Source organism: Methanosarcina baltica (assembly GCF_055394095.1).
The window spans coordinates 2,410,351-2,430,965 of record NZ_AP042463.1 but is presented as its reverse complement, the minus strand read 5'-3'; the positions used below and the strand labels follow the sequence as shown (position 1 = coordinate 2,430,965).

Below are 20,615 nucleotides of genomic sequence, written 5' to 3'. Positions count from 1 at the left end.
GTAGATTCACCGATCGCCATCATTCCACCTCCCTGTTCACAACATCACTGACAATCCTGCGGATGGCATCAGGCTTGCTGAAATCACTCTTTGTCGGGTTGATCCCATCTTCTCCGAACTTGAACTGTACGAGCACCCCTCTGGTATCCCGAACCGTCAGGTCATACTGGGCTTCCAGGTCCTGAAGGGCGTTTACGAGCCTGCGCTGGAGGTAACCTGACTGAGAGGTACGCACAGCCGTGTCCACCAGACCTTCCCTACCACCGATTGCGTGGAAGAAATATTCGGTCGGGTTCAGTCCACTCTTGTAACTGGCTTTCACGAAACCGTGGGCATCCGAACCCAGGTCCCCCACCGCAAAGTGAGGCAGGGTCCTGCCCGCATACCCTCTTTGGATACGTTCACCACGGACCGCCTGCTGGCCCACACAAGCCGCCATCTGGGTCAGGTTCAGTATAGAACCTCTGGCTCCGGATCTGGCCATGATAACCGCAGGGTTTTCAAGCCCCATGTGGCTGTCCGCAATGTTACCGGTCTCATCCCTGGCCTTACCGAGCTTTTGCATGATGCTCATTTCAATGGTTTCATCAAGCGTCCGGCCCGGCAGGGGTTCGAGTTCCTTGTTAATAAAAGACTGAATAAGTTTCTGAACGTCTTCTTCAGCCTTGCCGAGAACCTCGTTAATCTGGATACTGGCTTCCTTCGGAATATCTTCGTCCGCAATCCCGAAACTCAGGCCCGATCTCATTAGTGCACGGATGGCAAGTCTGGTAAAGTTGTCCACAAAGCGAGCTCCCTGGCCGGCTCCGAACTCTTTGATGATCCGTTCCAGAATCTTGCCCTTAAAAGCCCCTATGGATGCCTCGTCAACGGTACCTTTAATCAATTCCCCATCTTCAATCACCACATAAGAGTCGTAAGGACAACCCTCTTCCTTACAGGTATCGCAGTGGGAACAGACCTGAGCCGAGAAACCCATGTTCAGGCCCCTGGGCAGGAGCTGGCTGAAGATCTGCTTTCCTGTCCAGTAAGGCTCTCCGTTATCCCCATAACTTGAAGGTTCGGGAAGCACCTTTTCCACATCCGTCTTTCGGAGAAGGTCAAACGAATCGGCCTTTGAGATCTTTTTCTCGAAACGGGTCAGGATGAAAAGGCCCGATATATGGTCGTGAATCCCTCCGATAATGGGCCCACCGAAACGCGGGGAGAGGATGTTTTCCTGGACCTGCATGAGGATTTTAGCCTCTGCCCTCGACTCTTCGGTCTGAAGGGCGTGCATGTTCATCTCGTCCCCGTCAAAGTCAGCGTTGTAGGGAGGACAGACGGCCGGGTTCAGCCGGAAGGTTTTATCGGGAAGCACCTTTACAGAATGAGCCATAATACTCATCTTATGCAGAGAGGGCTGCCTGTTGAAGAGTACAGTGTCTCCGTCATTAAGCTGTCTTTCCACCATCCAGTTGAAATCGAGTTTCTCGACAAGGTCTTCCTTATTGCTCTCGGTGACCTTAATACGCCTGCCATCCGGCCTGAATACGTAATTTGCACCCGGATGGACCACCCCTGAATTGCGGATGATGACCTTGAGCTGCTCGATGTTCCTGGGAGTTACGGTAATGGGTACGGTCAGAATTCTTGCTATGGGAATGGGGACTCCAACCTCGTTAATACTGAGGTTCGGGTCAGGAGAAATAACCGTACGGGCGGAAAAGTTCACACGCTTACCTGAAAGACTTCCCCTGAACCGGCCTTCCTTACCCTTAAGACGCTGGGAAAGAGTCTTTAGAGGCCTGCCGGACCTGTGCCTGGCCGGGGGAATTCCGGATACGGAGTTGTCAAAGAAGGTGGTAACGTGATATTGCAGGAGTTCCCAAAGATCCTCAATAATTAACTGGGGAGCGCCAGCTTCCCGATTTTCCTGGAAACGGTAGTTAATCCTTATAATATCCACAAGCTTGTGAGTCAGGTCGTCTTCACTGCGCTGCCCGGACTCGAGGGTAATGGAAGGGCGGACCGTTACGGGAGGAACGGGCAAAACTGTCAGGATAACCCATTCCGGCCTTGCGTTTTCAGGGTCCATCCCGATTACTTTTATGTCCTCGTCAGGAATGCCTTCGAACCTGCCCCTGATTTCCGTTGCGGTCAGCTTTTCCCCGTCTTCCAGGTACTCAGTGGGCTTTTCAAACTTGATATCAAGCTGAGTTTCCCCACAGTAAGGGCAGACCTTGACCTTGCTTGCCTCCTTGTAGGCCTCGTTTATAACATCATCAGGCCTGTGCCCGATTTCCCCGATGGCCGCAAGCTGGCTTAAGAAATGTTCCTTTTGCTGGACGTTCAGAAGCAGACGACTGCATTTTCGGCAGGTAGCCCGCAGCAGTTTCCGGATGATCTTGTTAAAGCCCACATGGACTACAGGAGCCACCAGATTAATATGCCCAAAGTGTCCCGGGCATTCCCCGGCTCTTCCATGACAGGTCTTGCAACGGAGTCCAGGATCGATTACCCCGAGTTTTGTGTCCATGAGTCCCATGTCAATGGGAAAACCGTCATCATCGTAAGTGTCAGCCGTATCAATAGAGGTTGCGCTCATTTTACGGATTTCTTTCGGGGACATTAACCCGAACTTGATCGCAGAAATTTTTTTAGGAATAGGGGGAACGTTTGCCATTGTCCTTCACCTCCTCACACTGCGTCTTGCAGTTCCATTCTCGGAGCCACACAAAGAGACTTGATTTCGTCCAGCAGCAACTTAAATGCATAACTCATCTCCACAGGGAAAATGTCCGTGTCCGCGCCACAGGCCGGACAGACTGCTATATTGCGCTGTTTATCAAAGGTTGCGACCATTCCGCAGTGGGAACAGACGAGTTCAACAACCTTGTCAGATTCATCCAGTAGCCTTTCCTTAAGGCACATGGCAGCCCCGTGCCCCACAAGCACGTCACGCTCCATTTCCCCGAACCTCAGACCACCTTCTCTAGCTCTTCCTTCTGTGGGCTGGCGAGTAAGTACCTGAACAGGCCCACGAGACCGGGCGTGCATCTTGGAAGTGACCATATGGTGCAGTTTCTGGTAAAGAATAACACCCACAAAAACATCGGCCGGGATCATCCTGCCTGTTGCCCCATCATAAAAGATTTCCTTTCCGGTATGTGCAAATCCATGATCTTTAAGAGCCTGCCTCATACCTTCTTCGGTATCTCCCGAAAAAGCGGTTGCATTGATCCTTTTGCCTTCCATGGACCCGACCTTTCCTCCGATCATTTCCAGCACATGCCCGACAGTCATACGGGACGGGATGGCGTGGGGATTGATCATAAGGTCCGGGGTTAAGCCGGATTCCGTAAAGGGCATGTCAGCGATTGGTACTTTCAGCCCGATAACCCCTTTCTGCCCGTGCCTTGATGCGAACTTGTCCCCGATATCCGGGATCCTCTCGTCTCTTACCTTGACCTTGGCAAGCCGGGTCCCGTTAATGGATTCAGTAAGTATGACCGTGTCCACGATTCCTTTTTCGTTGGACCGCATGGTAATTGAACTCTCACGCCTCTGCTCCACGGTCGTCCCGAATTCGGAAGGTTCTTCCAGGAACCTTGGGGGACTGGTTTTTCCGATCAGCACGTCGTTTGGCCCCACGCGGGTTTCAGGATTGACAAGCCCGTCGATGTCCAGGTTCGCATAGGAATCGGAACTGCGGGCCCCGCGGAATTCGGAGTCAGGAATTTCAAATTTGTCTTCCTGCCCTCCGGGGTACCTGCGCTCTTCCCCTTCAAAAGTACGGAGGAAGTGGCTTCTTCCAAGCCCTCTTTCAATCGAACCGTTGTTGAAAATCAAAGCATCTTCAATATTATAGCCTTCGTAAGAAAGAACGGCAACGACAAAGTTCTGTCCTGCCGGTCTTTCGTCAAAGCCGATGGATTCACATGTCCTGGTCCTTGAAAGAGCCCTCTGAGGGTAATGCAGGACATGCGCTCTCGTATCGGGCCTGAGTTTCTGGTTGGCTGTGGAGACCCCGATACACTGTTTGATCATGGCCGCACCCATGGTATTACGAGGGGATGCGTTGTGTTCCGGATGGGGGACCATACCCGTACAGATCCCGAGCATGAGTTCGGGGTCGATTTCCAGGTGGGTGTGCTCCGGAGTCAGATGGGACTCGTAAAGAGCGATAAAGGTGTTTTCCTCTTCCTCAGCATCAAGGAACTCGACACAACCCTGGTTCACAAGGTCATCGAAGTTGATTTCCCCGTTCTGAAGTTTCTCGAGATGCTCTTCCGTTACGAGGGAAACCCCGTTTTCCACAATTACAGCGGGTCTTCTAGCTCTCCCCATGTCAGAGTTAATGACCACTTCCCTGGTGTTGTTGTTCAGGGTTATATTGACCTGTCGGGATATGAGGCTCTGCCGCCTCATTTTCCTGAGTTCTTTTACCAGTTCCACAGGGTTGTCGTGTGTCCCGACAAGTTCACCGTTTATGAATACCTTTGCCTTAGTCATTTAGCATCGACCCGCCGTCATCCAGTCTTTCGCCTAATAAATCATCGTCTTCTTTTAACTTTGGCTCTTCGGTGGAAACATCTATTTCTTCCACTACTCCGAAAAGTTCTTCCTCGTCTTCCTTATCCCGATCCACAACGCTTTCATCGGAAACTTGAAGGATTACCGGCGATTTTATGATCAGGCGTTCCACATTCAGGTCGTAGAGGATCTTCTTTAGGCTCTCGGAATCGTCCATGCCTGTAGAAAGCTCCACCATCTGGGCGAAGTTCTTAACCAGTCCACAGTTAGGGCCTTCGGGGGTTTCCGAGGGACAAAGCCTCCCCCACTGCGAGGGGTGCAGGTCCCGGGCCTCGAAGTGAGGCTGGGCCCTCGAAAGCGGGGAAATTACACGCCGAAGATGCGAAAGTGTTGAGATATAGTCATTCCTGTCAAGCAACTGAGATACCCCGGTCCTGCCTCCAACCCAGTTTCCGGTTGCAAGAGGATGCTGCAAACGGTCGGTGAGGACATCGGCCCTGACGGTTGTCGCAACGTTGAGTTCCCTGTTCCTCATGTTGGCGCGTTCGAGCTGGTACTTGATGTCCCTGGCCAGCCTGTTAAATGAAACCCTGAAGAGGTCTTCCATCAGGTCTCCCGCCAGTTTGAGCCGTTTGTTCGCGTAATGGTCTTTGTCGTCTGGTGTACGCTTTTTAAGCGCCAGCTCAAAACAGGACTCGGCCATCCGGGCAAGGAAATGGGCTTTTGCCAGCCTGTCAGTACTTTCGTTACCGAGATGAGGGAAGAGGTACCTGTTAATTACGTAATCTGCCCTTTTGATCTGGTATTCCTTGGCCTGACCGGCTGCGACCCTTGCTCCAATTTTCTCGATAGCCGCTTCCTGGGAATCCACCTCGGCTTCTTCGAGATTTTCGAGCATGAACTTGATGATTTCGGGGTCGCTTGAAACCGCGTTTACGATGTCCTCATCAGTCACAATACCGAGGGCCCGCATAAGGGTAATGAAAAACACCCTTCCGGAAATAGATGGGAAGGAAACTTCCAGGAGGGACTTTCGGCCCCGCTCAACGATTACGAGCGCTCTGTATCCCCTATTCTGAGAGAATACCTTTGCGACTTCGATTTTATCCCCGTAACGTTCTCCGATCTCAACGAGGATCTTGTTCGGAGCCAGGTCTTCAAGGGTCATAACAACCCTTTCAGTCCCACCGACTATGAAATAGCCTCCTGGATCCAGTGGGTCTTCTCCGTAGCGGACCTTTTCAGAGTCACTAAGCCCCAGAAGGTTGCACATCTTGGACTTAATCATGATGGGGAGCTGCCCGATCTTCGCTTCATGGACCTCTTTCTCCACCTCACCTTCGACAACACTCATCTCCAGATAAAGGGGGCCCGAGTATGAGAGGTTACGAAGCCGGCCCTCGTTCGGGAACAGTTTCTCAATAGCCCCGTCTGCCTCCTTCACCACCGGATGCTCAACCCTGATTTTTCCGAGCTTGATGTACGTGCCCTCGATATCTGTTTCTATTATATTCTGCTCATCGATGATCTTTTGCAGCCCATTATCGATGAATTTGTTAAAAGAATCGATATGGTGCTGCACGATCTTATCCTGTGTAAAATAAGCCCGCGGCAATACACTATTATCTAACGCGATACTAGCACCCTCTTTGATTTGAAGTGAAAATCGATAATAAAAATTATTAAATAATTAAGCAGTATTTATTATACAGCATAATAGGAATCTGAATTTGGAAAACAACAGCCATTAGAAGACTCATCTTTAGAAAGCCTGTCCTGAAAAAAATACCTTTGAAAAACCTGTCTCTGGAAAACCTGTCTTTGAAAAACATGTTTTTGGAAAACTGCCTTTGGAAGACTCAGGCCATTCGACACGGCTTAAAAAATGCCCCTCATGATTACTCAATGACGAGCCTGTAATAATCTGCCTCCCCTGCAGTGTAACTTTTACGCTTGATTCTTACAACATCCCCGATAGTAGCGCCGATCTCTTTTACGACCGGATCGTCCATCCTGATCTTGGGAAAATGTTCTTTCTCATTGGAATATTTGCTTAAAACAGACTTTAACTCAGCCTCAGACATGATTTCATGTATGGGAACTGACTCATGATCGAGCAAGCTGAACTTTGTCAAATCCTTTCCTCCAAAAATAAAGATATGATAAAAATATATTGCCCAAATATATTAAAAAATCAATGTATACAAAAAGTATACCAAAAGATTGCCCACATAGTATGGCGGGCCCGTAGGGATTTGAACCCTAGGCCGACTGGTTAAAAGCCAGTCGCTCTGCCTGACTGAGCTACGGGCCCACACATGAATCCGTTCGAATCAGACTTTGTACCAGGTAAAATTCACCTGAGTCTCGAACAGTGAGTGGCGCACCTCTCACACCGGTGCAACGCTCTAATTGTAATTATAGTATATATAATTTTTGGTTGAGGGTAGGAGTCCCCTAAAAAAACCATATGTAAAATAGAATAATTTGCAATGTTGTATAAGAATGCAGGATTTGTAGCCTAGTTACTGGAAAGTTATAAGTACGAAGATTCCGAGTTTTTAGAATGTAAGAGGAAAAATACAATAAGATAATTATTATTGAATTGGAAAAACAGGTGAGTTGCATCCATACCTCACATGCCCACTGTTCTCCACATATTCAAAGTATTCCTCATGCTCAAGAACCCACACATATCCATCCTCCAAAAAAATCACCGAAAAAAGTAGCTGAAAATTAAGCACCCTCCAAAAATTAGTTTTCAGATACTTAATCATATACTTTTTTCAGAGAGTTTTCTCCAGAGACATTTCTCAAGATACTTCTCTCCAGAAACCTTTCTACAAATAGTTATCTCCAGACACAAAATTCGCGATTCTTAAAATTATCTAGTGTTTCATTCAAAAATGAAGAATGAACCACTGATAAACGTATGGACACGGATGACTGCAATCCGTGTTTATCCGTGTCCGGTTCTTACTGGAAATTCGTTGATCGATGAAGGCTCAAACGTCCGGGTTTGTGAACGTACTTGAGCAATACTGAATTATGTCCCGAACTCCCAGCCGTTCATGTAGCGTTCCTGTTTGGTGGTCAGTTCATCTATGGTTATGCCCATGGACTCCAGTTTGAGCTTTGCTACGTAGGTGTCAATGTCGAGGGGGACCTTATGGACGCCGTCAAGAAGCTTGTTTTCAGCGATATAGCGGACGCAGAGAGCCTGGTTTGCGAAACTCATGTCCATGACCTCGGCCGGGTGCCCGTCTCCTGCAGCCAGGTTTACGAGCCTGCCGTCAGCGATGACGTTGATGCGCCTGTTTCCGAGATCGTATTCCTTGATGTTTTTCCGGACGGTCTTTACGGAATTTGCAAGGGCGGCCAGAGCCTCCATGTCGATTTCCACGTTAAAGTGCCCGGAGTTGGCCAGGATTGCCCCGTCTCTCATAAGCTTGAAATGTTCCTCAACCAGGATATCCCGGTTTCCGGTGGTCGTAACAAAGATGTCCCCGAGCTTTGCGGCTTCGCTCATCTTCATGACCCTGTAGCCGTCCATCCGGGCCTCAAGCGCCCTTATGGTGTCCACTTCTGTCACAAGCACGTTTGCCCCGAGGCCATCGGCCCGCATGGCAACGCCCCGGCCACACCAACCGTAGCCTGCAACAACGACATTTTTGCCCGCAACCAGGAGGTTGGTAGTCCTGTTAATCCCGTCCCAGGCCGACTGCCCGGTCCCGTAGCGGTTGTCGAAGAGATACTTGGTCATGGCGTCGTTTACGGCAATGACCGGCATTTTAAGAGCCCCATCCTTTTCCATTGAGTTCAACCTGTGAACCCCGGTTGTGGTTTCCTCGCAGCCTCCGATGATGTTCGGAAGAAGGTCGGTCCTTGCCTTATGTAACTTGAAAATAAGGTCGGCTCCGTCATCAATTGTGATATCGGGCTCGAAATCAAGAACCGCATCAAGAGCATCGTAATACTCCTGGGTGTTGCACCCGTATTTTGCAAAACAGGAAACGTTTTCCCGGGTGTCAAGGGCCATTGCCACATCGTCCTGGGTACTCAGAGGGTTGCAGCCCGCAATCGCGACCTTTGCCCCGCCTAACGCAAGAGTCTCCACAAGGACGGCGGTTTTTGCTTCCACGTGAAGGGCCATTGCGATGGTGTGGCCTTTGAGAGGCTGTTCCTCTATGAAGTTATCTCTAATGATTTCCAGAACGGGCATATGGTTTCTTGCCCATTCCATCTTCATATTTCCGGATTCTATGAGTTCTTTTTCGTCCATGTTAATCCCATTACTTAAGATAAGCGATTAATAATAAGCGGTCAAATAAGCGGTCAAATAATCGATTAAACCGTGTCAACTACACCTGAGCTAAAGACTCAGGGGTTTTCTGCTGCGTTCTTATAAACGTTAATATCCTGTACCATCTATAATTAACCTTCAGGAATTGACCCTTCCCACAAGGGCTTCCGCGGCTTTTTGGGTATCTTCAACAATTTTTTCCTCGTCCAGCACAAGCACCCTGTAATCGTCCATCAGGACTTTCCCGTCAACGATTGTGGTCCGGACATCAGAGCCACCTGCCGCGTACACGAGATGGGAGGGCACATTGTCAAAGCACGGGGCCAGATGGGGCTTTTTCATGTCCACCACGATAAGGTCCGCCTTTTTCCCGACCTTCAGCATCCCGGCCTCAGGTTCGATTGCCTGAGCGCCTTTTACGGTGGCCATCTCAAGCACCTGCCGCGCAGGCAAAACCGTCGGGTCAAAGGTGTTGACCTTGTGGAGCAGAGCCGCGGTTTTCATTTCCTCGAAGAGGTCCAGATTATTGTTCGAGGCGCAGCCATCAGTCCCGAGACCCACGTTCATTCCCCTGGCAAGCATTTTCTGAACAGGTGCGATTCCCGAGGCGAGCTTCATGTTGCTTACAGGGTTATGGGAGACTTTGACGCCTCTCCTGTTCAGGATATCGATATCCCCGTCCGAGAGCCAAACGCAGTGAGCCGCAAGCACATCGGGCCCGAAAAAGCCGAGTTCTTCAAGCATGTTCACGGAACACATCCCGTACTGCGCTTTCATAGCGTTAAGCTCGGCCTCGGTCTCGAGCACATGGATGTGGATCCCTGCTCCGTCCTCAGTTGCAGCTTCCCTGACCTTTGACAGAAACTCCCTGGAACAGGTATTGGGAGCGTGGGGCCCGTACATGGTGGAAATCCGACCTCCGGCCGCACCCTGCCATTCCCGGACAAAGCGCCTCCCTTCCCTGAGTTCATTCCGGCCCTTTTCTTCATCTCCGAGTTCGATCATACCGTAGGAAAGAGCCGCCCGAAGTCCGGATGTTTCAACGGCCTTTGCGGTCTCGTCCATAAAAAAGTACATGTCGGCAAAAGAGGTCGTCCCGGACTTAATCATTTCAAGACAGGCCAGGAGGGTCCCCGTATAAACATCGGAGGCCTGGAGCTGGGCTTCCGCAGGCCACATATACTCCTGGAGCCACTCGGCAAGTTGCAGGTCGTCGGCATAGCCCCGAAAAAGTGTCATGGCCGCGTGGGTGTGGGTGTTTACAAGCCCGGGCATCACAACCGAACCTTTTGCGTCAATCACGGTGTCGGCGGTTTCGACCGTATTTTCACCGATTTCCGTGATTATTCCGTCCTCGATTACGACAGTCCCGTTTTTGAGGTCGCCGGCCTCCGGGTCCATTGTCAAAACGTAAGCATTCTTTATGATTATGTCAGCCATGTGATACACCTGAGAATTTTAATGATTATGAAACGTAAGAGTTATTGAATGTTTAGCTGGTCTTTGCCTGACTGGAATTTAAAAGTTTGAGTATACGGGATGAGGCTAAAAGGATTTAAGGCTTTAAAAAAGGTTGGGATAAGAGGTTAAAAATAAGCAAGAAGATTTGAAAGGAAAAGTCGAAAGAAGGATGAAAAGGAAAACCGAAAAAGAAGGATGAAAAAGCCGGAAAGGCCGATAAGGGCCAGGCAGTTTTTTACTTATTCACTATCCATACCACGGCCGAATTCTCTGTTCAGGGCTTCCTGAAAAGAGCGCATGACTTCCAGCCTTTCCTCAGCAATCTTTTTTGCGGCCCCGGTATTCAGTTTTCCGGGAATCCTGAAGGGTTTGTACTGCATATATTCATTGAACCCGTCCACGGGGTCAGCCATGTACACGGTTTTTTTGGACTCACCCTTGTCAATCCCGTTCGTATGCTTGAGCATCCGGAGCGCCCCCATTGAGAGCACAGCCCGGAAAATCCCGATGGCACCGAGAGCATCAAGCCTGTCCGCGTCCTGAAGAATCCGGGCTTCGATAGATTCCGGGACATGTCCCCCGCTGAAACGGTGGGCTCTGATACAGTACAAAACCCTTTCAATAAGATCCCGGGAAAGCCCCTCACGGGCCAAAAATTCGGAAGCGATTTCGGCACTGTAAAGAGCGTGGTCTCCGCCTTCCTCGTGCTCCCGGATGACCCCCACATCGTGGAGGAGGGCTGCGAGGCGGAGGACGAGAGAGTCCCCACCTTCCTCCTTTTGCAGTTCCAGGCAAAGAGCCTCGACCCTTTCGATATGGGCCATGTCGTGAGAACTCGGCTCGTCCGCAAGCACGGAGGCCACGAAAGTCCTTGTTTTTTCTATAAGCTCCATTTCAGGCCTCCTCATTTAGGCTTACAAACTCAATAGCCCATCTCGGCGCTCAGGTTCTTGAGATGTTCCTGGATTTCAGACAGGGCGGATGCGAGGACCTTCCTGTTGTCATAGGAAGAAATCACCTTCATAAGATCGTCCTTCCTGTCATGCTTCATTTCTCCGGAAAACTCCGCCATGTTCTCAAGGGCCCTGTTCAGGTTATCCACAATGGAAATGGTGGCCATCCGAGAGGTCCGCGAGAGGGGGTTGAGGTCAATCGAAATCACGGTCTTCCCCATCTCAACAAGCTTTTCGCAACGGTCCCCGTCCTCAAGAGGCACGAGCACAACATCCGCGCTGTAGATCCCTTTACTCTCAACCAGCCTCCGGGCGTGGGGGAGATCCAGTTCCTTATCAGGGTTTTTCCCGAGCACCTCACCGGCCCCGTGGGCTTTGAGCTGGTCTATGATAAGGTGGACCCTCTGCTCGGTCCTGTGGAAAAGATTCACCTCGAGCTTTGCCCCGGTCAGGTCCGCAAGGGCTACAAGCCTTTCAGGTGCAAGGGCCACGGCATTTCCGTTTACGGAAATAACAGGGTTTTCGGCAAGCAGGATGGCCGCAACAGCCGCCCTTTCTGCATAAAGAGCGGATTCAGGGCTCCGCTCCCCTATGAGATAGTCAAAACTCTCGCCCCGGCCCTGAGAAATCAGGCCCTGCAAACTGGTAAATCCCTTTTTTACACCATCAACGACCTTTTCCCGGGCAAGGAGGGATTCATACCTGGGATGGTCAGGAGGAATTTCTGTCATATCGTTCGCTTCCTTTTTTCCTGTAATTTTTTAGTTTTACTTTTATCTCCAGCAGAAGACCCCTTCCTTAAAAACCTGAACCGTTAGGCAAAGGTTTTAGGGAGAGGGGATTGACTCGTTTTATCTCATACAACAATTCATTATGTGCTGCTGGCGTCAAGGATGATCCCCTGATCACTTGGGACGATCATGGTCTGGATTTCCTGGTCCCCGAGCATCTGTATGTACTTGTAGCGGATAAGGTCCGGGTTCTTCTGGATTTCTTCATTAAGGATACGCAGGGACTCAGCTTCTCCACGGGCCCGTATAATTGTGGAGTTGGCAGTCCCGCCGGCTTCGATAATTTTCCTCTCGGCCTCGAGTTCTTCCTTCTGCTTGACAAAGACCATCCTCTGGGCTTCCTGGTCGGCCTGGAGTTTCAGCTCGATTGCATCCGCAACTTTCGCAGGAAGTTCCACATTCCGGAGCAGGACCTCTTCCACAATGATCCCATCTTCATTGAGCTGGGCCTCAAGCTGGTTCTGCATCTCGGCCGCGACAATTGCCCTTTCCGGCCCGTAGACTTCCATTGCCGTGTGTCCGGAAACCACTTGTCTGATCACGGACTTGATGGTCGGGCGGAGGATCTTTTCGGAATAGTCGATCCCGAGTTTCTGGTGCACTTCACTTGCTTCCGAAGGAATGAGCCGGTTACGGACCGAGATGTCCAGGCCCAGGGTAAGCCCTTCCTTTGTAAGGGTATATATCCGGTCGTCTCCGATGGTCACTCCTTCATCAGCCTTGGCACTCATGGTATAGACTTGGCTCTGCACGGAATACTTCGTAACCGAGATCCAGGGCGGGACAATGTGGAGCCCTTCCCCAAGCTCGTCAGCCTGCACTCCTCCAAACTGATTGAACTTTACCCCGACTTCCCCGGCGCCAACCGATACGAAAATCGAGCCGAAAGCCACGGAGAACATTATAAGAATCGCAAAAATAATCGCTATCGTCCGGAGCAGCGGGCCCGCCAAGGAAGATAGTTTACTTAGTGGGTCAATATTAGGCCCTCTTGACCTTTCATCCCATTCTTCATCATCGATAACCATGGTGATACCTTCATAAAAGAAACGTCATGCTCTTTGAAATAGATTTATATTCTAAATCGGTGGGGGCCCCTGGACAGGATGAATAGAATCCCGAAGAGGAGGCGGAAAGGCAACGGAAAGAAAACGGAAAGAAAGCAAAAAACCCCCGGAGTTAAGCATACATCAACTTCGGAATACAAGTACTTATCCCGTATTCCAGGACATCTCCAAACTCCTGAAGGGCCTCATAGAGCCGGAACTCTGCACCAGAAGAGGAAATTGCAAAGACCGTATCCCCGAGCATGGCCTGGGACGCGAGCCCTCCGACAGCATCCACAGCTTCTATAATGTCTCCTGCCCTTTCGCTCAAAAGCTCTGTCTCCCGGGCGAACTTTTTTGCCTGGTGCATGAAGTTTTCAAGTGTGGGTTTTTCAAGAAGCTGGGAGATTGCAATTTTTCCGGCAGCGTTTATTGCCCGGGCCGCAGTGGGGTCGCTCAGGACCGAGCCCGTGGAGATTTCCCCGAGCGCGATGCAAAATACCCTTGCCTCCGGGACAGGGATCCTGTCGATTTTGCCGAATTCCGGACTCCCTGGTTTAAGCCTTATCACAAGCCCCCCGCTGGACTGGGCGGCGACATCCCCAAGCCCGCTCCGGTTAAGCACCTCGGCCACATGGGCATATTCCGTCAGGGCATCCGCCGTGAAGTTTAGGGATAAAGCCTGGTTCAAAGCATAGCCAACCCCCAGAGCTCCCGCCCCGGAAGCCCCGAAACCGCAGCCAACCGGGATTTCCGACCAGCTCTCAACCCTGACAGGCAGGGCCGTTATCGCCTCGAGCACGGTCCGGGTGGTTTTGCCTTTTACCCTTTTCCCGTTCAGGAAAATTTCAGTTTTCTCTACAAGTGGCCCTACTCGGACCTCCGTGGTCACTCCGCTGTTCAGGACAAGCCCGCAGCCTGTAGAACCTTTCCTGCGAGGGTCACTTCCCTCGGCATGAATTTCAAAAAAACCCGTTATGTGTCCCGGGGCGTAAGCCTTAGCCGAAACATCAGCCGCATCCGCATTATATCCATCCATAGAAAACGCCTTTTTGTAAAGAACCTGATACTAGGAAAATTCAAGGTGATATATTATATAAAAATGATGATTTGGAATTTTATTATTTAACCGAAAAGAGCTTTGCAAGTTCTTCAAGGACCAGGGCCGCAAGTTCCCTTTTGCTACCTTTTATGCAGAGCGCCTCACTTTCTTCCCGCCGGAGCAGGTAAAGCTCGTTGTCCTCGGTGCCCATGCCGCCTTCGCTAACATCGTTTGCAGCGATCATGTCGAGTTTTGACCCTTTCAGGGTAGCTGCCGCCCTCTTTAGTAACTCTTCTTTTCCGGTCTCGGCCTTGAAGCCGACTATTGTAAGGGCCGGATATTTAGTCCGGCATTCTTTAATCAGTTTTCGGGTGGGTTTGAGTTTGAGTTCAAGCTCTCCCCCCGACTTGATCTTTTCAGGAGAAGGGTCAAAAGTGAAGTCCGCAATAGCAGCCGCACTTATAAGGGCGTCATACCCGCTTTCAAGCTCTTCCAGGACCGCGTCCGTCATTTCCCCCGCACTTTCTACAAAGACATCCCGGATGCCCGGCGCGCCGAGCCTCTGCCTGTGCACCAGGGTGACCCCGGCCCCCCGGCGGTAGGCTTCAAGAGCCAGTTCGTTGCCGGTTTTTCCCGAGGCCCGATTTGTCAGGACCCGGATGGGATCAAGACTTTCAGCCGTTGAGCCACTTGTGATTATGATCTTTTTGCCTGCCAGTTCCCGATTTCCAAGCGCCCTCTCGACCTCGAGGACGATGTCTGCGTTTGAGGCAATCTTTGCAACCCCCTCTTCAAGTTTCGGCCCGACAAAGCCTATACCCCAGCCTTTTAGTTTCAGGATATTCTCCACAACTGCAGGGTGCCGGTACATGGACTCGTGCATGGCAGGGACGATCAGGAGCGGGACATCTGAGCCAAGCGCCGTTGTCGCAAAGGAAGTTATCGGGGTGTCGTCAATACCGGTTGCGATTTTACCGATGGTATTTGCGGTAGCCGGGGCAATTAAAAGAAGGTCAGCGCAACCCTTGAGCCCGCAAAATTCCACATGCTCGACCCGCCCCCCAAGGCCCGTGATCGCGGGGTGCCCTGTGGCATAATGGAGGGCATCAGGGTGGATAATTCGCTGTGCGGCTTCGCTCATGACCGCATGGACTTCGGCCCCGTTCCGGATCAATTCCCGGGCAAGTTCAATGACCCGGACCGCAGCAATGCTCCCCGTTACCCCGAGCACGACGGTCTTTCCGGCGAGGGAAGCGCTTCTTTGCCCCTGAATCCAGAGGGTCGGATGGGTCCGTATATTGGAATTATCACTACCGGAACGTCCAGTAGCGGAACTGTCACTATCAAATCGGCATTCTCGGGCAGGTCGGGCCCGGCAGTCTTTCAACGGTAAACTCATAAGTATCACGTTCTAAATGAAAAATAAACAGGCTGGGAAAGCATCAACTTTTCAAGAATCAACCAGTTTTTTGAAACCCTGCAAGGGTACAAAGACATAATGTATTAGGTTCTTAAAACTTTCGAAATACGGATCGGGAAAATAGCCCACGAAAACATACCTTTTAAAGCCTATTTTTCCCCCAGAAAGGATTATAAGGCCCGGATTACGGAATAACTTTTTTACCCGATTGTTAATACCTTAATTCCCGGATGCCTTCTATACTGAAGTTCCTGCCCCTCCCTGGGCCCCTGCAATCCAGCAATTTTCTGCTTTGAACAGTATAAAATATAAAATAATTTGATAGAAATTGTTTTAAAAGATGTGTTCCCAAATATGTAATGATATCTAAGAAGTAATTATTAGAAGTAATTATAAGAAGTAATTATAAGAAGTAATTATAAGAAGTAATTATGTATCTATTCAGCTACCTCTGTTTCTAACTTATATTTCGTATAAACTCAACAATTACTTTTTTCATATAGATTAATATAAAAATCATCGGATTTTGGAATGAGGTTTATGAAATGTGAAGAGATTCTTACTCAATGCCGTTCAGACCCTGAATCCATTGTTTCATATATTGAGGATCTTGAGTCTCGGTATGAAGATCTTGGATCTCGGTATGAAGATCTTGGATCTCGACACGAAGAGCTTGAATCTCGGTATGAAGATCTTGGATCTCGACACGAAGAGCTTGAATCTCGATATGAAAATCTTGAATCCGAAAACACCGAACTTCGAGAAAGACTTAATGAGTTAGAATCTCGCCTAAAAAAGAATAACCAAAACCAAAAAAGAAATCGACTTCCCTCTACTAACAATTCTACTGATAAAATACCTCAATCAAAAGGTTCACAAAAAGGAAGTTTTAGACGTCCTGGCGGCCAAAAAGGGCATCCTGGTTCTACATTAAGGATGATTAAAAATCCTGATAAAACAATCATTTATAAGCTACATAAATGTGAACATTGTGGTTGTAACATTGAGAAGATTGAAGTTATAAATTACGAGAAGAGACAAGAATTTGAAATAATTGTAAGGCGTAAAGTGACCGAACATCGTGCTGAGATCAAAAAATGTCCTTATTGTAACCGCAAAAACAAAGCTGCTTTTCCGAAATCAATTACAAAACCTGTCCAATATGGCAATATGGTTTTAACAATTGCAATTTACCTCCGAAACTACCAATTGATTCCCTATGACCGAATCAAGAAATTATTTAAAGATGCCTTTGGATTTGATATAAGCGTTGGTACAATAATTAGGGCAGAAAATAAGTTATTTCACAAGTTGAAAGGTGCTACAAACCACATCAAGAAGCAACTGATAAAAGAAAATGTCATCCATGGTGATGAAACTGGAATCGACGTTGGTGGTCAAGGGGAATACTGCCATTTAATCTCTACAAAAAAATATACATACTATTTCCATAATAGGAGTCGAGGATCAAAAGCAATGAATAAAATGGGAGTGTTGCCTAAATATAGAGGAATTATAGTCCACGATTTCTGGAAACCCTATTTTAAATACAAATGTGAACATGCGGCATGTAATGTCCACATTCAAAGAGAACTTAAAGACATTTATAACATATTCAAGCAAGTGTGGGCTGAGGAGATGTCTGATCTCCTATATGAAATTAAAAAATGCGCAGACTTTGCCAGAAAACAGGGCATACAAATAGATGAAGATACGCTCAAGACCTTTAAAGAAAAGTATCAGTCAATACTAATGAAAGGATTTGAGGACAATCCTCCACCTGAAATCTCGAAAGACAATGGGGTTAAAAGAGGAAGAAAAGCGCAGAGCGATGCAAAAAATCTCCTTGATAGACTTTCAAAGTATGAAAAAGAAATCTTGAGGTTTGCTACGGATCTAAGAGTTCCTTTCAGTAACAACCAAGCAGAAAGAGATCTCAGAATGATAACAGTTCAGCAAAAAATATCGGGAGATTTTAGGAAACCCCATGGAGCAGATGTTTTCTTTAGAATTAGGGGATACATATCTACACTAATAAAGAATAATATACCTACTATAAGTTCACTTCATGCGGCGATTGAAAATGTGCCACCCTTACCCTGAATAGATACGTAATTATTAAAATTATCCAATATATATCCATATACCAGCATTAAATTCAGGAAGGGTCAATTATGGCTAAAAAAATAGTAGTCCTCATATTGCTCACAATTTTCTTTCTTTTAAGTTCCTGTATGCCTTCCCTTGCGGAAGAGGTGATTGAATGGGACCAAAAATTGGAAGGTAAAGTACTTGATTGGGGAGGATCCGTAGAATTAGACGGATACGTGATAAAAGCAGAAGATTTTAACGAAGAGAAACTGGCCTTTGTTTCAATTTCAAAAGATGGAGAAGAACTGGAGAGAGGCCCCCTCTCAAACGGTATTGACCTGATTTACAATGACGAGATAAAAATCCATGCTGTTGAAGTCAAACCGAACTATGTGACCATCGAAGAAGGGTTCAAAACCGGTGAATGGAATCCCACTATACAGATAAATGTATTCCTGAGGGGACAACCGGATATTGAAATAACAATCAATACCGGCAAGGAGAGCTATGACCCGAAAACCCTTGCTAACAGGGACATTAATGCAACGATTACTCTTAAAAACATAGGAAAAGCGAAAGCGGCAGATCTGGAAGTGCTCATTGACACGGGCGGGCTTGAACTTTTGGACGGCAAACTGAAACGTTCTTACTATTCCATCGAAAAAGAAGAAACTGTTGAAACGATTAATCTCCTTATGGGAATACCTGAACCCTGGGAAGATACCGATTACTACATTAATGTAAGCGTAACGGGCCAGGACATCAAGGAAAAAGAGTTTGAATGGAACGAGTCCGAAACCGTTGAAATTAAGAAAAAATGGGATATCATCGTTTCAAAAAGCGCTACTGAAGAAAGGCATATGGGAGAAATTGTTTACGTAACAGTCAATATCCGAAACGACGGCATCTGCCCTATTAACGGGATTAAGCTCACAGACTCTCTAAATGATAAAATGGAACTTGAAGAAGATGTTGAACTGGAGAAGACGCTTTCCCTGAAAGCAGGAGAAACCGCCTCCAATGTCTTCAAGTACACCTTCATGCCCAAAAAGCCAGGGAAATATACCTTACCTGAAACCATTGCGGCCTTCACGCTTCCGAATGGACAATATGAAGAGATAGAATCGACCAACACCGAGGAGAACATCATATACGGCCCCTATATCGAGCTTACGAAAACCGTTGACCATCAGCAGCTCGAAGTAGGAGAAAAACTGACGGTCACACTTATTGCGAAGAACACAGGAAACGTTGATGCAAGTGTAACCGTATCCGATACCGTCCCTTCGGAAGCAAAGTTTATCAGCGGAGAAACGGGGTTCAGAGAGGTCCTTAAAGAAGGAGAATCAAAGAAAGTAACTTACATGCTGCAGATGCACAGCAAAGGAAAAGTCCAGTTGCCCCCTGCAAAAGCAAGCTTCCTGGACCTTGAGGACTACAGGGCAGAGGTTTACTCTGAAGGCCCGCTTCCGGTATATGTTGGAATCCCCATCGAAGTGGACGCAAACCCCGGCGATTCAGGTCCTGGAGGAGTGACGGGGTCCGAACAGGAAAAGAGCTCACAGGCCAGAACCGTAGCTTCTGCATCCTCGGGCAATGTAGGGACAGCCCAGCCTGTTGAAGAAGATACTCCTGGTTTCGGCCTTATCCTTGCGGGGCTGGCCATCTTCGGAGTGGTCGGGCTCCGGAGAAAGGAACTGCGCTGAGCCTGCAAGGAGGGTGAAATAGCCTTCTTTCCACCCATTTTTTAAAAACGTTTTATACGGAGAGAAAAAGCGTCCCCCTGTTACCAGGTCCCGGGCCCCCCCTACATCTCCAAAAAATCTCATATTATTGTTCACCCTCTGCCGGATTTCACTTAAAATTTAGCAAAATGCATTTTTTCCAGAGAGCGTATATAATTATCATATGAAATCTCACAAAAAAAAACCCGACATAAAAACCCTTATCCTGACTCATGGAGATTCAGACGGGATCTGCGCAGGAGCGATTGCTAAAAGCGCATTTCCGGATTCCTATGTTTACTTCACGAGCCCTGTAAACCTGCTTGAAAAACTGGATTATGCCGATAATTTCGAGACCCTCATCATATGCGATCTCGCAATTGATGAGAGGAACTGCAAGAAACTTTACTCCAGGCTCGAAACGCTCGCAGGCAAATGCAGGCTTTACTACATCGACCACCACCCCCTGCCCTCGTGGTGTCCGGCCGTTGACTGGCTTTACCACGATACCCGTGTCTGTGCCTCCGAACTTACTTACAGGGTATTTGAATCCCTTCTGAGTCAAGACCTGAAGAGGGTTGCCACCTACGGGGCCATAGGAGACTTTTGTGACGGCACCCCCCATATAAAAAACTGGCTTCTGAACTGGGACAAAAGGGGCCTGTACTTCCAGGCAGGGGGTCTGATCCAGGCGGTCCTCCGGGCCGGGAGAAACTATGAGTTCAAGCGAACACTCCTCGGTCCCCTCTCCAGAGACATCATCCCTTCAGAAATTCCAGGCCTCCTCGACCTTGCCCGGGACGCCGCCCAGGACGAGGAAAAACTCAGGTTCCTTGTCAGGAAAAATGTGACAGTTCTCACCCACAGCGCGTATGTTGTAAATACAAGTAATTCCATCTCAAAGGCAGCGATCTATGCCGCCTCCTACGGCGGAAAGGATGTAGGAATCGCCGCCGAGCACAGGGAAAAAAAGAAAGTCTACGACCTCAGCATCCGTTCCCACGGGCCTGTTGACGTAAACCTGGCCCTGAGGGTCATTGCCCCCAAATTAGGAGGAAGCGGAGGAGGGCACCCCCTCGCAGCGGGAGCCAGGATCCCGGAAAATTCGCTGGAACGTTTTCTACATGCTTTCGATAAGGAGATCGGAAAGCAACAGGAAATACCACAGGAAAAACAACAGGAAATGCCACGGGAAAAACAACAGGAAATACCGCGGAAAAAACAACAGGAAATACCGCGGAAAAAACAGTATGAAAACGAGAGGTAAAA

Annotated in this window: 14 protein-coding genes and 1 tRNA gene; 3 read left to right on the top strand and 12 right to left on the bottom strand. The window is 48.7% G+C overall.

Going from position 1 to position 20,615, the window contains the following annotated elements:
• Positions 1–19 precede the first annotated feature (19 nt).
• From ACZ5QV_RS10625 to coaBC, 12 genes are all read right to left on the bottom strand, one after another.
• Positions 20–2,665: a DNA-directed RNA polymerase subunit A' gene (locus ACZ5QV_RS10625; RefSeq protein ID WP_464599794.1), complete on the bottom strand. Its 2,646-nt coding sequence runs from the start codon at positions 2,663–2,665 to the stop codon at positions 20–22.
• A 14-nt stretch (positions 2,666–2,679) separates the two neighbouring features.
• The gene (gene rpoB, locus ACZ5QV_RS10620) at positions 2,680–4,494 is read right to left on the bottom strand and encodes a DNA-directed RNA polymerase subunit B (RefSeq protein ID WP_464599793.1); all 1,815 of its coding nucleotides are present in this window, start codon (positions 4,492–4,494) and stop codon (positions 2,680–2,682) included.
• Positions 4,487–6,097: a DNA-directed RNA polymerase subunit B'' gene (locus ACZ5QV_RS10615; RefSeq protein WP_464599792.1), complete on the bottom strand. Its 1,611-nt coding sequence runs from the start codon at positions 6,095–6,097 to the stop codon at positions 4,487–4,489. The genes rpoB and ACZ5QV_RS10615 overlap by 8 nt, the downstream gene beginning before the upstream one ends.
• Before the next feature lie 316 nt (positions 6,098–6,413).
• On the bottom strand, positions 6,414–6,650 hold the full coding sequence (locus ACZ5QV_RS10610) for a DNA-directed RNA polymerase subunit H (RefSeq protein ID WP_464599791.1): 237 nt from the start codon (positions 6,648–6,650) through the stop codon (positions 6,414–6,416).
• 102 nt (positions 6,651–6,752) lie between these two features.
• Positions 6,753–6,829: transfer RNA gene (locus tag ACZ5QV_RS10605), tRNA-Lys, on the bottom strand.
• A gap of 732 nt (positions 6,830–7,561) precedes the next feature.
• On the bottom strand, positions 7,562–8,797 hold the full coding sequence (locus ACZ5QV_RS10600; protein ID WP_464599790.1) for an adenosylhomocysteinase: 1,236 nt from the start codon (positions 8,795–8,797) through the stop codon (positions 7,562–7,564).
• Positions 8,798–8,956: 159 nt separating this feature from the next.
• Complete coding sequence (locus ACZ5QV_RS10595) at positions 8,957–10,258, bottom strand: amidohydrolase family protein (protein WP_464599789.1); 1,302 nt, start codon at positions 10,256–10,258, stop codon at positions 8,957–8,959.
• A 260-nt stretch (positions 10,259–10,518) separates the two neighbouring features.
• Complete coding sequence (locus ACZ5QV_RS10590) at positions 10,519–11,172, bottom strand: HD domain-containing protein (RefSeq protein ID WP_464599788.1); 654 nt, start codon at positions 11,170–11,172, stop codon at positions 10,519–10,521.
• A 29-nt stretch (positions 11,173–11,201) separates the two neighbouring features.
• Positions 11,202–11,963, bottom strand: coding sequence for a 4-phosphopantoate--beta-alanine ligase (locus ACZ5QV_RS10585; protein WP_464599787.1), 762 nt, complete (start codon positions 11,961–11,963; stop codon positions 11,202–11,204).
• A gap of 140 nt (positions 11,964–12,103) precedes the next feature.
• Positions 12,104–13,051 (bottom strand): prohibitin family protein, encoded by a 948-nt coding sequence (locus ACZ5QV_RS10580; RefSeq protein WP_464599786.1) that lies wholly within the window; start codon positions 13,049–13,051, stop codon positions 12,104–12,106.
• Between the two features lie 151 nt (positions 13,052–13,202).
• A complete protein-coding gene (locus ACZ5QV_RS10575; protein WP_464599785.1) occupies positions 13,203–14,108 on the bottom strand; it encodes a pantoate kinase in 906 nt (301 codons plus the stop codon).
• Between the two features lie 82 nt (positions 14,109–14,190).
• Complete coding sequence (gene coaBC / locus ACZ5QV_RS10570; RefSeq protein ID WP_464602086.1) at positions 14,191–15,408, bottom strand: bifunctional phosphopantothenoylcysteine decarboxylase/phosphopantothenate--cysteine ligase CoaBC; 1,218 nt, start codon at positions 15,406–15,408, stop codon at positions 14,191–14,193.
• A 663-nt stretch (positions 15,409–16,071) separates the two neighbouring features.
• Between coaBC and tnpC the strand changes: the two genes are divergently transcribed.
• The 3 genes from tnpC to ACZ5QV_RS10555 all read left to right on the top strand — a co-directional run bounded on the left by tnpC (position 16,072) and on the right by ACZ5QV_RS10555 (position 20,613).
• A complete protein-coding gene (tnpC, locus tag ACZ5QV_RS10565; protein WP_464599444.1) occupies positions 16,072–17,634 on the top strand; it encodes an IS66 family transposase in 1,563 nt (520 codons plus the stop codon).
• A 71-nt stretch (positions 17,635–17,705) separates the two neighbouring features.
• Positions 17,706–19,328 carry a BatD family protein gene (locus ACZ5QV_RS10560; protein ID WP_464599784.1) on the top strand — a complete coding sequence of 541 codons (1,623 nt, stop codon included), beginning with the start codon at positions 17,706–17,708 and terminating at the stop codon, positions 19,326–19,328.
• 202 nt (positions 19,329–19,530) lie between these two features.
• On the top strand, positions 19,531–20,613 hold the full coding sequence (locus ACZ5QV_RS10555; RefSeq protein ID WP_464599783.1) for a DHHA1 domain-containing protein: 1,083 nt from the start codon (positions 19,531–19,533) through the stop codon (positions 20,611–20,613).
• Positions 20,614–20,615 lie beyond the last annotated feature (2 nt).

Bases quoted from the DNA above. Each gene is read 5' to 3' on its own strand.
- ACZ5QV_RS10625 (WP_464599794.1), bottom strand. From the start codon at position 2,665: ATGGCAAACGTTCCCCCTATTCCTAAAAAAATTTCTGCGATCAAGTTC.
- rpoB (WP_464599793.1), bottom strand. From the start codon at position 4,494: ATGACTAAGGCAAAGGTATTCATAAACGGTGAACTTGTCGGGACACAC.
- ACZ5QV_RS10600 (WP_464599790.1), bottom strand. From the start codon at position 8,797: ATGGACGAAAAAGAACTCATAGAATCCGGAAATATGAAGATGGAATGG.
- ACZ5QV_RS10595 (WP_464599789.1), bottom strand. From the start codon at position 10,258: ATGGCTGACATAATCATAAAGAATGCTTACGTTTTGACAATGGACCCG.
- ACZ5QV_RS10590 (WP_464599788.1), bottom strand. From the start codon at position 11,172: ATGGAGCTTATAGAAAAAACAAGGACTTTCGTGGCCTCCGTGCTTGCG.
- ACZ5QV_RS10585 (WP_464599787.1), bottom strand. From the start codon at position 11,963: ATGACAGAAATTCCTCCTGACCATCCCAGGTATGAATCCCTCCTTGCC.
- ACZ5QV_RS10580 (WP_464599786.1), bottom strand. From the start codon at position 13,051: ATGGTTATCGATGATGAAGAATGGGATGAAAGGTCAAGAGGGCCTAAT.
- ACZ5QV_RS10575 (WP_464599785.1), bottom strand. From the start codon at position 14,108: ATGGATGGATATAATGCGGATGCGGCTGATGTTTCGGCTAAGGCTTAC.
- tnpC (WP_464599444.1), top strand. From the start codon at position 16,072: ATGAAATGTGAAGAGATTCTTACTCAATGCCGTTCAGACCCTGAATCC.
- ACZ5QV_RS10560 (WP_464599784.1), top strand. From the start codon at position 17,706: ATGGCTAAAAAAATAGTAGTCCTCATATTGCTCACAATTTTCTTTCTT.
- ACZ5QV_RS10555 (WP_464599783.1), top strand. From the start codon at position 19,531: ATGAAATCTCACAAAAAAAAACCCGACATAAAAACCCTTATCCTGACT.